Source organism: Streptomyces sp. F63 (genome assembly GCF_018070345.1).
Lineage (GTDB): Bacteria > Actinomycetota > Actinomycetes > Streptomycetales > Streptomycetaceae > Streptomyces.
Genome location: NZ_JAGPXX010000003.1, coordinates 390,246 through 404,657 on the forward strand (window position 1 = coordinate 390,246; position 14,412 = coordinate 404,657).

The window sequence follows — 14,412 nt, forward strand, 5'->3', positions numbered from 1 at the left end:
GACGGGGCCCGCCGGCCTCACGGGCCCGGGTGCCGCCCGGCCCGGTCAGACGTCCCGCTTCTCCAGCGCGGCGTAGGCGCCGGCGAGCGCGACCGCGGTGACGACGGCCAGCAGCAGGAGCTGGCTCAGACCGTCGCCGGAGTCGTTGACCCGGTGCAGCGCGGCGAGGGAGTTGATGGCGTTGTACTCCAGGATCTTCTCCGCCACCGGCCGCATGCTCTCGGAGAACAAGAGGAACGCCGGAAGGATCGCCGGAAGCAGCACGACGCCGAGCATGGCCGTGATGGCCCCCGCCGAGTGCCGCAGCAGGGTGCCGACCGCGAGGGCGAGCAGGCCGAGCAGCGACACGTAGAGCCCCGCGAGGACGGTCGCCCCCGCCCACTGCCCGCCGTCGGCCGAGGCCACCTCCGGCCCGCTGTGCATGGCCCCGCCCATCAGCGCGGTGAGCGTGCAGACCGCCGTGGTGACCGTCCACGAGACCGCCAGGAAGACCAGCGCCTTGGCGGTCAGGACCCGGGAACGCCGGGGTGCGGCGGTGAGGGTGGTGCGGATCAGACCGGTGCCGTACTCGGACGTGATCACCAGCACGCCGAGCGTGACGACGCAGATCTGGCCGAGCATCAGCCCGAACAGGCCGTTGACGATGGGCGCTTGGCTGACGTAGTCGCCGTCGTCGGTGAAGACGTTGACCAGGAAGCCGATCCCGAGGACGAGGAAGGCCAGCACGGCCAGGGTCCAGACGGTGGAGCGGACGGAGCGGATCTTGGTCCACTCGGCGGCGACGGCGTGCCCGAGGTGGGTGTCGCGCACCGGGATCGGTGAGGCGTACCCGCCCGGGGCGGACAGAGCACCCCGGCCGCCGTGCTGCCCCTGCTGCGGAGGGGCGGCGTACGGCTGCGCGGGCTGAGCCTGCGGCTGGTGCGGCTGGTGCGGCTGGTGCGGCTGGTGCCGGTGCTCCGGCGGTACGGGGACGGGCGCCGGGGGCTGCCCGTACGGTCCCGGCCCGGCCGGGGGCAGCGGGTCCGCCGGTGCCTGCCCGGAGGGCTGCCCGGCCTGCGGCTGCACCGGTGGCGGCGGTGCCTGCTGCGGAAACGGCTGCCCCTGCGCGGGAGCCTGCTGTCCGTCGGCGGGCCGCGGTTGCGCCGGTGACGGCGGCTCCGGCGGTTGTCCGTGCGGCTGCGCCCGGGCCTGGGGCTCTGCCTGGGCCTGCGCCCGGGCCTGCGCCTGCGCCTGGGCCTGGGCCTGCGCCTGGGGCTGTGCCACCGGCTGTGCGGCTTCCGGAGCCTGTGCGGGTGCCGTCGCCACCGGCTGCCCTTCCCGGGGCCCCGCACCCGGGTCCTGCGATGGCCCGCCGTCGGCCTCCGCCGGCCGCTCCTCGGGGCGCGGGCCCGGGGAGAGCTGAACGGTGTCCCGCTGTCCGGGAGCGGGAGGCGGCGCGGCCGCCGGGCCCTGTGCGGTCTCCGTCCCGGCTGCCGCCCGCTCGGCGGCGGGCCGCTCGGCCGGCGACGGGCCCACCGGGAACTGCTGTGCCGGTGCGCCGTCCGGCGGGGACGCGGGCGGCCGCTCCTGCGGCGGGGTGGCCGGGCTTCCGGGCTGCGGCTGCGAAGGGGTCGTCATCGGGCTTCCTCGGTGTCACGCTTCATCGGGTCGGGACCGGGGGCGGCGCCGCTCGGCGCGGCGGACGGCGGCGGCGCGGCGTACGGGTTCGGCTGCGGCGCGCCCGCGGGGAACGGTCCGGGTGCGGCCGCCCCGCCCGGCGGGAATCCGCCCGGCGGCGGCGTGTGGCCCGGCGTGTGGCCCGCATAGCCCTCGTGACCCTGCGGTGCGTAGCCGGCCTGTGGCGCGAGACCGCCCTGCGGGCCGTAACCGCCCTGCGGGCCGTAACCGGTCTGCGGCGCGTAACCCGGAGCCGCCGGGCCCGGCACGGCGGTCCGCAGACCGGCCCGCTGGTCGGGCGCCGAGCGGTAGTCGACCGCCCCCTGCGTCATCTGCATATAGGCCTCCTCCAGCGAAGCCTGGTGCGGTGAGAGCTCCCAGAGGCGGACATCCGCCTCATGCGCCAGATCGCTGATCCGCGGCAGCGGCAGGCCCGACACCCGCAGCGCGCCGTCCTGCTCGGACAGGACGTGGCCGCCGGCCCCGCTCAGCGCGGCCGTCAGCTTCTCCCGCTGCTCCGGGGCGTCCACGGGCGTCCGTACCCGGGCGAAACCGGCCGAGTGGTGCGAGATGAAGTCCCTGACGCTCATGTCGGCGAGCAGCTGGCCGCGGCCGATCACGATCAAGTGGTCGGCGGTCAGGGCCATTTCGCTCATCAGATGGCTGGAGACGAAGACCGTGCGGCCCTCCGCCGCGAGGCCCTTCATCAGATTGCGCACCCAGAGGATGCCCTCCGGGTCCAGGCCGTTGACCGGCTCGTCGAAGAGCAGCACCTGCGGATCGCCGAGCAGGGCCGCGGCGATACCGAGCCGCTGCCCCATGCCGAGCGAGAAACCCTTGGACCGCCGCCGGGCCACGTCCTGCAGGCCCACCACGCCCAGCACCTCGTCGACCCGGCGGGCCGGGATGCCGGACAGCTGGGCGAGGGAGAGCAGATGGTTCCTGGCGCTGCGCCCGCCGTGCACGGCCTTCGCGTCGAGCAGCGCCCCCACCTGACGGGGGGCGTTGGGCAGTCTCCGGAACGGATGCCCGCCGATCGTCACATGCCCGGCGGTCGGCGCGTCCAGGCCCAGGATCATGCGCATGGTCGTCGATTTCCCGGAGCCGTTGGGCCCGAGGAACCCGGTGACGGCTCCCGGCCGCACCTGGAACGACAAGTTGTACACGGCCGTTTTGGCGCCGTAGCGCTTCGTCAGGCCGACTGCCTCGATCATTCTCCGCCCCTCGCCGGATGGGTCGGGGGCCGCGGATCCGGTGGTCCGATGGTCTGTCCGGGATGTGGGGTGCCCCCTGAGGTCCCACGAGACTACCGGCGAACCGGCCGCGCACCACCGCCGATCACGCTCCGGTCCGGCAACACCACCGCGCCCCCCGCCACTTCGGGTGGCGGGGGGCGCGGTACGGGCTCGGGGATCCGGTCGGCCCTGCCGCCGGCCGCAGGGGCCGGGACCGGGTCAGCCGCGCTGCTGGGCCGGGACGCCGGCGGTCTCGTCGTCCGGGGCGCCGGCCGCGGCGACGGCCGCGCCGGTGAGCGTGGCCAGCATCTCGCGGACGTTGGTCAGCTGGGCGTTGATGCTGTCGCGGCGGTTGGTGAGCGCCGCCAGCTCGCGCTCCGACTCGCTGCGGATCCGGTCGGCCTTGGCATTGGCGTCGGCCACGATGTCCTCGGCCTGGCGCTGCGCGGTCTCCACCGTCTGGCGGGCGCGCCGCTCGGCGTCGGTGCGCAGCTTCTCCGCCTCCAGGCGCAGCTGCTCGGCCCGGTGCTCGATCTCCGCGAGCCGCTTCTCGGCCTTGGCCTGGCGGGAGGCGAGGTCGCGCTCGGACTGCTCGCGGCGCTTGGCGAGGTTGGTCTCGAAGTCCGCGGCGGCCTGGGCGGCCTTGGCCCGGGTCTCCTCGAAGAGGGCGTCGGCCTCCTCCCGCTTCGCCTGGGCGTCCTTCTGCGCGTCGGCGCGCAGCGTGGCCGCCTCACCCTTCGCGCGGTCGACGATCCGGGCGCCCTCGTCCTCGGCCTTCTGCTTGCGGTCGGTGGCGTAGCTCTCGGCGTCGTTGCGGACCTGCTGGGCGGCGGACTCGGCCAGCTCGCGGTGCTGGTCGGCGGCCCGGCGGGCCTCGTCCCGCAGATCCTTGGCCTCCTCCTCGGCGAGGCGGAGGATCTTCTCGACCCGGGCGCCGAGACCGGCGTACGACGGCTCGGAGTCGTTGACCTGGGCCTGGGCGTTCTGCGTTTCGAGGTGCAGTTCCTCGATCCGCTTCTCCAGGGCGGAGATGCGCGACAGTGCGCTGTCGCGGTCGGCGACGAGCTTGGTGATGCGGTCGTCCACCTGGCCGCGGTCGTATCCACGCCGCACGAGCTCGAAGCCGAAGGGGGAGGAAGTGTCGCTCATGGGGTTCCTGTCGAAAGAGACTGAAAGAGACCGGTGAGGTGATAGACCGAATCCTAGGCGCCCATACGGCGTGTCATCGAGTCATTGACGGTTTGGTGTGGAGAATGACCCCTCTTTTGAGTGGCTAGCTGTCGGAACCCTTGCCACCCGAACGGGCGGCCCCCGCTGCCGCGGCCGTTTTGACCCCGTTCGCGCCCCCGGCCGCACCGGGCGTCTCGAAGGACTCCAGGGCCTCCAGCACGTCCTGGACCCGTGAGATCTCGGCGTTGATGTCCTCGCGCCGGCGGACCAGCACATCCAGCTCGCGCTGTCCCTCGTCGACCGTCCGCTTCGCCTCGGCCGCCGCCTCCGCGCGCATCGCCTCGGCCTCGCGTTCGACCTCCGCCTTCTTCTGCGCCGCCTCCTTGAGGAGCGCCTCCGCCTTCTTCACCGCCGCGATCCGGACCTTGCCGGCCTCGCTGCCGGCCTCCGAGAGCAGCTTCTCCGCCTTCTTCTCGGCCTCCGCGACCTGCTCGGACGCCGCCGTGACCAGCTTGTCGACCCGCTCGCCGGCCGACTTGACGGCCTCCGCCGCCTCCCGGCGCGCCCGCTCGTGCAGCTCCTCCATCTCGGCCTCGACCCGGGACCGCAGCTCCTCGGCCCGCTCCCGGATCGCGGTGGCGTCCCGCCGGGCCTCGCCCAGCATGGTGTCGGAGTCGGTACGGGCCCGCTCCACCAGGCCGTTGCCCTCGTGCGTGGCCTCGGCGACGATCCGCTCGGCCTCCCGGCGGGCGGCACCGACCATGGTGTCCGCCTGCTCCTCGGCCGCCGTCGCCGCGCGCAGCGCCTCCTCCCGGGCCTTGGCCACCAGCTGGTCGGCCTGCTCGGCCGCGTCCGTCCGGCGCTGGGCGGCGGCCTTCCGCGCCTCGTCCAGCTCCCGGTCGGCCTCCGCCCGCGTCTCGCGGCTCAGCCGCTCGGCCGCCGCCTCCGCGTCCGTCTTGGCCCGCGCGGCCTCGGCGCGGGTGCGCGCGGCGTGCTGCTGGGCCGCGGTGACGGTCTCGGCGGCCTCCCGGCGCAGCCGGTCCGCCTCCTCGCCGGCCTCGGCCAGCAGCCGGTCCGCTTGCACGGCGGCGTCCGAACGCCGCTTGTTGGCCTCCTCGCGCGAGGTGGCGCGGAGCCGCTCCGCCTCCTCGATGGCCTCCGAGACCGTGCGGTCGGCCATCGACTTGGCGGCCTCCGTCTCGTCGCGGGCCTCCTGCCGGAGCCGGGTGGCGTCCTCCGAGGCGCGCTCCCGCTCGGCGTAGGCGTCCGCGCGGACCCGGTCCGCCTCGCCCTGCGCCTCCTCGCGGGTGCGCTGCGCCGCGTGCTCGGCCGCCGACCGCAGCCCGGCGATCTCCTGCTCGGCCTGCTCGTGCAGCCCGGCCACCGACTCCCGCACCTGCTGGGCGGTCTGCTCGGCGGCACCGACCAGTTCGGCGGCCCGCCGCTCGGCCTCCTCCAGCAGCCGCGCGGCCTCCGACTGGGCCTCCTCCACCCGCTTGCGGGCGGAGGCCAGCAGCTCCTCGGACTGCTCCCGGGCCCTTCGGCGCTCCTGGTCCGCCTCCTCGCGGGCGTCCCCGAGCAGCGTCTCCGCCTCCCGGCGGCGGCGGGCGGCCTCCTCCTGGGCGGCGCTCAGCGCCTCGGCGGCCTCGGCGCCGGTGCGCTCGGCGGCGGCGGCCGCCTCCGCGCGGATGCGGTCGGCCGTCTCCTGGGCCTGCGCCCGCAGCTCCTCGGCCTCCGCCATGGCGTCCGTCCGCAGCCGTACGGCGACGGACTCGCCCTCGGCGCGCGCCGCGGACGCGTCCGCGGCGGCCTCCGAGCGCAGCCGCTCCGCGTCCCGCTCGGCCTGCTGCTGCAGGGTGCGCAGCCGCTCGGCGGCCTCGGTGCGCAGCCGGTCGGTCTCCTCGACGGCCTCCCGGCGCAGCCGCTCCGCCTCCGTACGGGCCTCGCGCAGCGCCTCCTCGGCGGCGGTGACCCGCTCCTCGGCCTCGGTGTGCAGCCGGGTCAGCTCCTCGGCCGCCTCGGCGCGCCGGTCGCGGGCGGCCTGCTCGGCCTCCTCACGGAGCTGGGTGGCCTCCTCGACCGCCTGGTCGGCCGTCTTCCGGGCCTGGGCGAGGGCCTCCGAGCGCAGTTCCTCCGCCTCGCCCCGGGCCCGCTCCAGGGCGTCCTCCGCCTGCCGGCGCAGCGTCGTGGCGCGCTCGATGGCCTCGGTGCGGACCCGCTCGCTCTCCGAACTGGCGTTGTTCCGCAGCTCCTCGGCGTCCGCCTTGGCCTTGGCCAGCAGTTCCTCGGCCTGGTTCGCGGCCTCCTCGATCTGCTGGACGGCCTCGCGGCGGGCCTCGCCCCGCAGCCGCTCGGCCTCCGCGACGGCGTCGGCCCGCAGCTGCTCGGCCTCGCCGCGCAACCGCCGCGCCTCCTCCTGGAGTTCGACGGTCTTGGCGCGGTACTCCTTGGTGTCGTCCTTGGCCGCGCCCTTGACCTGCTCGGCGGCGTCGGCGGCCTCGCTGCTCAGCCGGGACGCCTCGGCCTCGGCCTCCCGGCGGATGCGCTCGGCCTCCTCGGCCGCGGCGCGGGTGGTGGCCTTGGCGTCCTCCTCGGCCTTGGTCAGCAGTTCCTCGGCGCTGCGGGCGGCCTTCGCCAGCTGCGCGGCGGAGTCCTCGGCCACCTTGGAGCGGGCGGCCTCCTCGGCCTCCGCCCGCATCCGCTCCGCCTCGGCCCGCGCGTCGGCCCGCAGTTGCTCGGCCTCCGCCTTGATGCTCTCGGCTTCCTTCGTCGCCTCGGTGACGAGCCGGGCGATCTCCGCCTTGGCGGTGCGCATCCGCTGCTCGTTGGCGGACTCGGCGCTGCTGAGCTTCTTGCCGGCCTCCGCCTCCGCCTGTTCGCGCAGCCGGTCGGCCTCGGCGCGCGCCGTGCGCAGCGCCTCCTCCGCCTCCTTCATGCGCTGCTCGGCGGTCCGGGTCAGCTCCGCGGCCTGGCGGCGGGCCTGCTCGGACTCGCCGACCGTGGACGTGCGGAGCTGCTCGGCGTGCTCGGTGGCCTCCTGCGCCTGGTTGGAGGCGGCGGTCAGCAGCCGCTCGGCGTCGGTGCGGGCCCGGCGCAGGATCTGCTCGGCCTCGGAGCGGGCCGACTCGGCCTGGCTCCCGAGCCGTTCGCGGGCCTGCTCGCTGAGGCGGTGCGCCTCGGCGCGGGCGGCGGCGAGGGACTGCTCGGCCTCGGCGCGGGACTCCTCCAGCAGCCGGCGGGCCTGGGCCTCGGTGCGGGCGCGGAGCTGCTCGGCCCAGGCGACGTTCTCGTTGACGTGCGCCTCGACGGTCTGCCGCCGCTCCGCCAGCTCCTCGTCGAGCCGGCGGCGGCGCTCCACCGCCTCGCTGTGCAGCTCGGCCTCCAGCCGGGCCTGCCGCTCGGCGACCTCCTGCAGCAGCCGCTGGGTCTGGGCGCGGGCCTCGCGCAGCTCCCGCTCGGCGTCGGTGCGGAGCTGGTCGGCCTGGATCTGGGCGTTGCGGAGCAACTGCTCGGCCTGGTAGCCGAGGTCGCCGTGGTCGTAGGCGGGCCGCGACATGATGGTGCGGCGCGCCTCGTGCAGCTTGGCGCGCAACACCTCGACCTGGTAGCCGAGGTCGTCGGCGTGCTGGACGGCCTTCTCCCGCTCGGTCTTCAGCCGCTCCATCTCGGCTTCGAACTTCGAGAGGTGGTCGTCAGCCTCGTAGCGGTCGTAGCCCCGCACTGCGCGGTCCATCCGTCCCCTGGTCGCGTCGACACCGGCGCTGCCCTGCCCATTCCAGGCGCCGGCCCGTTCTTCGATCGGCACAGCCCTTCCGAGGAAAGTACGTTCCGAAACAAGGATGCCTTCAATCGGAGAAGGGTTCCTCGAACCGAACAGTGCCTTCCGGGGAATGGTGTCAGATCGTCGGCGGGGAAGGGGGCACAGCCGTGGAACCTGCGCCGGCCTCACAACCCCGGCCGAACGGCCACTCTACCGGCCGGGGCGAGGTGAGGTCAGTGGCTGTGGGCGTCCTCGCTTCCCTCCGCGCCCTTGGCGGTGACGAGTTCGGTCAGCACGCCGCCGCAGTCCTTGGGGTGGAGGAAGGTGATCCGCGAGCCCATGGACCCGGTGCGCGGCTCGTCGTAGAGGACGCGCACCCCCTTGTCCCGGATCGCGGCGGCGTCGCCGTCGACGTCGGCCGTGCCGAAGGCGATGTGGTGCACGCCCTCGCCGTTCTTCTGCAGCCACTTCGCGACGGTGGAGTCCTCCCGGGTGGGCTCCAGGAGCTGCAGGTAGGAGGCGCCGCCGTCCGAGGTCTCGTTGATCTTCAGCATGGCCTCCCGCACCCCCTGTTCCTCGTTGACCTCCGAGTGGAAGACCTCGAAGCCATAGGTGGCACGGTAGAACTCCACCGTCTTGTCGAGGTCGAAGCAGGCGATTCCGATGTGGTCGATGCGCGTCAGCATGGAACCAGTGCACCCCTCTCACAGGCGACTACGCAACGTGCGCGCGATCACACCCGCCGACCGGTGACCCGGGGGCATACCGCTCAGTACATTGACGGAAACCCTCGTTAACCCTTCCGGGGCCCTGCCGCACCCCCCGGAAGGCTTGATCCCGTCCGAAGGGACCGCACCATGACTGCCACGACCGGTACCACTTCTGTGATCGTCGCAGGGGCCCGTACGCCCATGGGGCGTCTGCTCGGCTCCCTGCGCAGCTTCTCCGGCGCCGACCTCGGCGGGGTGGCCATCAAGGCCGCCCTGGACCGGGCCGGCATCGGCGGCGACCAGGTGCAGTACGTGATCATGGGCCAGGTGCTCCAGGCGGGCGCCGGGCAGATCCCCGCCCGGCAGGCGGCCGTGAAGGCCGGCATCCCGATGAACGTGCCCGCGCTGACCGTCAACAAGGTCTGCCTGTCCGGCCTGGACGCCATCGCGCTGGCCGACCAGCTCATCCGCGCCGGTGAATTCGACGTGATCGTGGCCGGCGGCCAGGAGTCCATGACCAACGCCCCGCACCTGCTGCCGAAGTCCCGCGAGGGCTACAAGTACGGCGCGGTGCAGATGATCGACGCCATGGCGCACGACGGGCTGACCGACTCCTTCGAGAACGTCGCCATGGGCGAGTCCACCGAGAAGCACAACACCCGGCTGGGCATCGGCCGCGCCGAGCAGGACGAGATCGCCGCGGCCTCCCACCAGCGCGCCGCGGCCGCGCAGAAGAACGGCCTGTTCGAGGCGGAGATCACCCCGGTCGAGATCCCGCAGCGCAAGGGCGACCCGGTGATCTTCTCGCAGGACGAGGGCATCCGCGGCGAGACCACGGCCGAGTCGCTGGGCAGGCTGCGGCCCGCCTTCGCCAAGGACGGCACCATCACCGCCGGCAGCGCCTCGCAGATCTCCGACGGCGCGGCCGCCGTGGTCGTCATGAGCAAGGCGAAGGCCGAGGAGCTGGGCCTGGAGTGGATCGCCGAGATCGGCGCCCACGGCAACGTGGCCGGCCCGGACAACTCCCTGCAGTCCCAGCCGTCCAACGCGATCAAGCACGCGCTGGACAAGGAGGGCCTGACGGTCGGCGATCTGGACCTGATCGAGATCAACGAGGCGTTCGCCGCGGTCGCCGTGCAGTCCATGAAGGACCTCGGGGTGACCTCGGAGAAGGTCAACGTCAACGGCGGCGCCATCGCCCTCGGCCACCCGATCGGCATGTCCGGTGCCCGCCTGGTGCTGCACCTGGCGCTGGAGCTCAAGCGGCGCGGCGGCGGCACCGGCGCGGCGGCGCTGTGCGGCGGCGGCGGCCAGGGCGACGCCCTGATCGTCCGCGTCCCGGGCAAGTGACCCGCGGCCCCCGGAGCATTCCGCGGGGCCCCAAGAGATCGAGAGAGACGGAGCACTGACCGATGGCCGACGTCCCCACCCTGGTCGAGCAGGCGCGGCAGGGCCGCCCGCGTGCCGTGGCCCGGCTGATCTCACTGGTGGAGGGGGCGTCGCCGCAGCTCCGCGAGGTCATGGCCGCCCTCGCGCCGCTGACCGGCAACGCGTACGTGGTCGGGCTGACCGGCTCGCCCGGGGTGGGCAAGTCCACGTCCACCTCGGCGCTCGTCACCGCGTACCGCAAGGCCGGGAAGCGGGTCGGGGTGCTCGCGGTCGACCCCTCCTCCCCGTTCTCCGGCGGCGCGCTGCTGGGCGACCGGGTGCGGATGGGCGACCATGCCTCCGACCCGGGCGTCTACATCCGCTCGATGGCCACCCGCGGCCACCTCGGCGGACTGGCCTGGGCCGCCCCGCAGGCGATCCGGGTGCTCGACGCGGCCGGCTGCGACGTGGTCCTGGTGGAGACCGTCGGCGTCGGCCAGTCCGAGGTCGAGATCGCCTCGCAGGCCGATACGAGCGTGGTGCTGCTGGCCCCGGGCATGGGGGACGGCATCCAGGCGGCCAAGGCCGGGATCCTGGAGATCGGCGACGTGTACGTGGTGAACAAGGCCGACCGGGACGGGGCCGACGCCACCGCCCGGGAGCTCAACCACATGCTCGGCCTGGGCGAGGCCCGCTCTCCGGGGGACTGGCGGCCCCCGATCGTCAAGACCGTCGCGGCGCGGGGCGAGGGCGTCGACGAGGTCGTCGAGGCGCTGGAGAAGCACCGGGCCTGGATGGAGGAGCGCGGCGCGCTCGCCGAGCGGCGCCGGGCGCGCGCGGCCCGCGAGGTGGAGACGATCGCGGTGACCGCCCTGCGGGAGCGGATCGGCGACCTCCGCGGCGACCGGCGGCTCGGCGCGCTGGCCGAGCGGATCGTGGACGGGACGCTGGACCCGTACACGGCCGCCGACGAACTGGTCGCCGGAGTCACCGAGAGCTGACGGGCCCCGGGCCCCCGGGGCCGGGGGCCCGGCGCCGGCTCAGCTGCCGGAGGGGCTGTCGTCTCCGTGCTCGTCGTCCCGGTGGTCGCCCTCGTGGTCCTCGTCCCGGTCCCCGTGGCCGTCGTGACCGTCACGGTCGTCGCCGGAGTCCCGGGCGTCCGCCGCGGCGCCGGTGGCCTTGCCGCTGCCGGCGTCCACGCGGACCTCGCGCTCCGCGCCGTCCTTGCCGCGGATCTCGACCTCCCACGCGCCGGCGCGGCCGGTGCCCCCGTCGTGGTCCCGCCCCTCGAACTCGACCGAGGTCACCGTGCCGGGCGTCTGCTCCAGGGCCGCCCCGGCGGCACCGCCGAGGTCCGTGGCGGCCTGCCGGAGAGCGTCCGTCTCCCGGTGGTCGCCGCCGTCGTCCCCGTCCTCCTCCCGCTCCTCGGAGGTGCCCGTGACCTTGCCGCTGCCGGCGTCCACCCGGACCTCGTACCAGGTGCCGTTCCGGCCCAGGACCTCGATCTCCCAGACCGGCCGGTCGTCCTCGTCGTCCAGCTCGGCGGAGGCGGCGGTGCCGGGGCGCTCCTGCAGCGCCGCGCGGACGGCCGCGGCCACGCCGGTCTCCGCCGTCCCGGTCCGCTCGGAGCCGTCGCCGCCGGACCGTCCCGAGTCCTCCGCGCCCCCGGAGCCGGCCGGTGCGCCCGAGCGCGGCGGTGTGTTCCCGGCCGCCCCGTCGTCCCCGGCGGCGGCCACGGCCGCAGCCGTTCCGCCGCCCGCCAGGACGGTGGCGGCGACGGCCGCGATGACGATGTTCCGCTTCATGAGTGCCTCCCGTGTCGGTGTGGTGCCCACCGTGCCGGGTCGATGCTGAAGCCCCGCTGAAGCCGCCTGAAGAAGTCTTCAGGCGGGGTGCGCGAGACTGGGAGCGTGCGCCTGCTGATCGTGGAGGACGAGAAACGGCTGGCTCTGTCGCTGGCCAGGGGGCTGACGGCGGAGGGCTTCGCCGTGGACGTCGTCCACGACGGCCGCGAGGGGCTGCACCGGGCGCTGGAGGGAGTCCACGACCTGGTGGTGCTCGACATCATGCTGCCGGGGATGAACGGCTACCGGGTGTGCGCCGCGCTGCGCGCCGCCGGCTCCGGCGTGCCGATCCTGATGCTGACCGCCAAGGACGGCGAGTACGACGAGGCGGAGGGCCTCGACACGGGCGCCGACGACTATCTGACCAAGCCGTTCTCCTACGTCGTCCTGGTGGCCCGGGTGCGGGCGCTGCTGCGGCGGCGCGGGCGCACCGCGGCCCCGGTGCTGACCGCGGGTCCGCTGACCGTGGACACCGGGGCCCGCCGGGTGCGGCAGGGGGAGACGGAGATCGCCCTGACCGCGAAGGAGTTCGCCGTGCTGGAGCAGCTCGCGGTGCGGGCGGGGGAGGTCGTCTCCAAGAGCGAGATCCTGGAGCACGTCTGGGACTTCGCCTACGAGGGCGACCCCAACATCGTCGAGGTGTACATCAGCACCCTGCGGCGCAAGCTCGGCGCCTCCCGTATCGCCACCGTGCGCGGGGCCGGCTACCGGCTGGTGACCGGTGATGTTTAGGAGCGTGCGGGCGAAGGCCGCGCTGGGCGCCACGCTCGTCGTCGCCGTCGCCCTCGTCTCCGCGGGGGCCGCCGTCCTGTGGGTGCTGCGGGACAACCTGCTCGGGCGGGCCGAGCTGGAGGCGCGGCTGGCGGCCCGGGAGATCGCCTCCCAGGTGGCCGCGGGACGGGCGTACGGCAGCCTGGAACTGCCGGACCGCGGGCAGCCGGTGCAGGTGGTCGACGAGGACGGCCGGCTGCGCGCGGCCAGCGAGGGCCTGGAGGCCGTCACCGGCACCGGCAGCGCCCGGGTCACACCCGAACCCGGGCCGTCCCCCACCGGCGACGACGACCACGACGACGATGACGACGATCCCGGGAGCGGGAGGGTGTCGGAGCGCACCGGGACCGGATCCGGCACCGCCACCGTGGACGGCGAGACGGCGGCCTACCGCTTCGCCTCGGTGGAGGCCACCACCCCGCGCGGCGAGACCGTGACCGTCCACGCGGGCGTGCCGCTCGCCACCGAACAGGCGGCGGTCGGCACCGTCCGCACGGCGATGCTGGCCGGGCTGCCGGCGCTGCTGGCCGTCGTGGCCGCGGCGACCTGGCTGACGACCCGGCGGGCGCTGCGCCCCGTGGAGGGCATCCGGCGCGAGATGGCCGCGATCACGGCCTCGGCCGATCTGTCCCGCCGGGTGCCGGTGGCCGGCTCCGGGGACGAGGTCGAGCGGCTGGCGCGGACCACCAACGAAACGCTGGGGGCCCTGGAGTCCGCCGTGGAGCGGCAGCGGAAGTTCGTCGCGGACGCCTCGCACGAGCTGCGCAGCCCGATCGCCAGTCTGCGCACCCAGCTGGAGGTGGGGGAGGCGCACCCGGAGCTGCTGGACGTAGCCGGCGCCGTCGCGGACACCGTACGGCTCCAGGCGCTCGCCGCGGACCTGCTGCTGCTGGCACGGCTGGACGCGGGGGAGCGGCCGCCGGAGACGGCGGTGGACCTCGGGGCGCTGCTGCGGGAGGAGACGGCGCAGCGCCGGGACGGCCTTCCGGTGCGGGTGACGGTGGAGTCGGAGTGCGAGGTCACCGGTTCGCGCGGCCGGCTGGCGCAGGTGCTGGGCAATCTGCTGGACAACGCACAGCGCCACGCCCGCCGCGAGGTCGCCGTCTCACTGCGGCGTGACGGCGCCTGGGCGGTGCTGGAGGTGTCGGACGACGGGCCGGGGGTTCCCGCGGACCAGCGCGAGCGGATCTTCGAGCGGTTCGTGCGCCTCGACGAGGCGCGCAGCCGCGACGACGGCGGGGCCGGGCTGGGCCTCGCCATCGCGCGCGACATCGCGGTGCGCCACGGCGGCACGCTGGTGGCGGCCGGCGGCGCGGTGTTCCGGCTGCGGCTGCCGCTCGCCGGACGTTCGTGAGCGGCGGCCGCCCCGGGCGGAGGGCCCGGGCGGAGGGCCGGCGGCCGGTCAGCCGACGCGCTGCTCGCGGAGGTGCTCCGCGACGGGCGTGAGGGTCTCCCGGAGCGCCGCGAGGTCGGCGGGCGGCATCAGATCGATGAAGTGCCGCCGGACGGAGGCGACATGGTGCGGTGCCACCTCGCGCATGACCTGGGCTCCGTGGTCGGTCAGGACGGCGTAGAGGCCCCGCCGGTCGGATTCGCAGTTCTCCCGCCGGACGAGGCCCGCGGTCTCCATGCGGGTGATCTGGTGGGACAGCCTGCTCTTCGACTGGAGGGTGGCGCCGGCGAGATCGCTCATTCGCATCCGCGATTCCTCGGACTCGGAGAGGTTCACCAGGATCTCGTAGTCGTTGATGGTCAGTCCGAACGGCTGCAGATCCTTCTCCAGTTGGTGCATCAGCAGTTTGCTGACGTCCAGGTGGGTACGCCAGGCACGCTGTTCCTCATCGCTGAGCCAGCGGGTGGCCGTCTCGGTCTCCATATGAATATTCTACCTATTAAAG

The 14,412-nt window shown here is 74.7% G+C and carries 11 protein-coding genes; 4 read left to right on the forward strand and 7 right to left on the reverse strand.

Annotated elements, in window-relative coordinates; genetic code table 11:
* Positions 1-45 precede the first annotated feature (45 nt).
* The 5 genes from KBZ10_RS05780 to mce form a co-directional block, all read right to left on the reverse strand.
* The gene (locus KBZ10_RS05780) at positions 46-1,617 is read right to left on the reverse strand and encodes an ABC transporter permease (protein WP_210986382.1); all 1,572 of its coding nucleotides are present in this window, start codon (positions 1,615-1,617) and stop codon (positions 46-48) included.
* Positions 1,614-2,870 (reverse strand): ABC transporter ATP-binding protein, encoded by a 1,257-nt coding sequence (locus tag KBZ10_RS05785; protein WP_210986383.1) that lies wholly within the window; start codon positions 2,868-2,870, stop codon positions 1,614-1,616. Before KBZ10_RS05785 ends, KBZ10_RS05780 begins: the two co-directional genes overlap by 4 nt.
* Positions 2,871-3,110: 240 nt before the next feature.
* On the reverse strand, positions 3,111-4,040 hold the full coding sequence (locus tag KBZ10_RS05790) for a cellulose-binding protein (protein ID WP_210986384.1): 930 nt from the start codon (positions 4,038-4,040) through the stop codon (positions 3,111-3,113).
* Between the two features lie 124 nt (positions 4,041-4,164).
* The gene (scy, locus tag KBZ10_RS05795; protein ID WP_307847224.1) at positions 4,165-7,782 is read right to left on the reverse strand and encodes a polarized growth protein Scy; all 3,618 of its coding nucleotides are present in this window, start codon (positions 7,780-7,782) and stop codon (positions 4,165-4,167) included.
* A 272-nt stretch (positions 7,783-8,054) separates the two neighbouring features.
* Positions 8,055-8,507, reverse strand: coding sequence for a methylmalonyl-CoA epimerase (gene mce / locus KBZ10_RS05800; protein ID WP_210986385.1), 453 nt, complete (start codon positions 8,505-8,507; stop codon positions 8,055-8,057).
* 198 nt (positions 8,508-8,705) lie between these two features.
* On the opposite strand from mce, the gene KBZ10_RS05805 reads away from it, so the two are divergent.
* Both KBZ10_RS05805 and meaB read left to right on the forward strand, forming a co-directional pair.
* Entirely contained in the window at positions 8,706-9,881 is a 1,176-nt protein-coding gene (locus KBZ10_RS05805) for an acetyl-CoA C-acetyltransferase (RefSeq protein WP_210986451.1), read from the forward strand.
* A gap of 62 nt (positions 9,882-9,943) precedes the next feature.
* Entirely contained in the window at positions 9,944-10,900 is a 957-nt protein-coding gene (meaB, locus tag KBZ10_RS05810) for a methylmalonyl Co-A mutase-associated GTPase MeaB (protein WP_210986386.1), read from the forward strand.
* A gap of 39 nt (positions 10,901-10,939) precedes the next feature.
* Here the strand turns inward: meaB and KBZ10_RS05815 are convergent, their stop codons facing one another.
* Positions 10,940-11,704: a PepSY domain-containing protein gene (locus KBZ10_RS05815; protein ID WP_210986387.1), complete on the reverse strand. Its 765-nt coding sequence runs from the start codon at positions 11,702-11,704 to the stop codon at positions 10,940-10,942.
* A 105-nt stretch (positions 11,705-11,809) separates the two neighbouring features.
* On the opposite strand from KBZ10_RS05815, the gene KBZ10_RS05820 reads away from it, so the two are divergent.
* Both KBZ10_RS05820 and KBZ10_RS05825 read left to right on the forward strand, forming a co-directional pair.
* Complete coding sequence (locus tag KBZ10_RS05820) at positions 11,810-12,475, forward strand: response regulator transcription factor (RefSeq protein WP_210986388.1); 666 nt, start codon at positions 11,810-11,812, stop codon at positions 12,473-12,475.
* A complete protein-coding gene (locus tag KBZ10_RS05825) occupies positions 12,468-13,868 on the forward strand; it encodes a HAMP domain-containing sensor histidine kinase (protein WP_210986389.1) in 1,401 nt (466 codons plus the stop codon). The genes KBZ10_RS05820 and KBZ10_RS05825 overlap by 8 nt, the downstream gene beginning before the upstream one ends.
* 48 nt (positions 13,869-13,916) lie before the next feature.
* On the opposite strand, the gene KBZ10_RS05830 is transcribed toward KBZ10_RS05825, so the two are convergent.
* A complete protein-coding gene (locus KBZ10_RS05830) occupies positions 13,917-14,390 on the reverse strand; it encodes a MarR family winged helix-turn-helix transcriptional regulator (protein ID WP_210986390.1) in 474 nt (157 codons plus the stop codon).
* Positions 14,391-14,412: the final 22 nt, after the last annotated feature.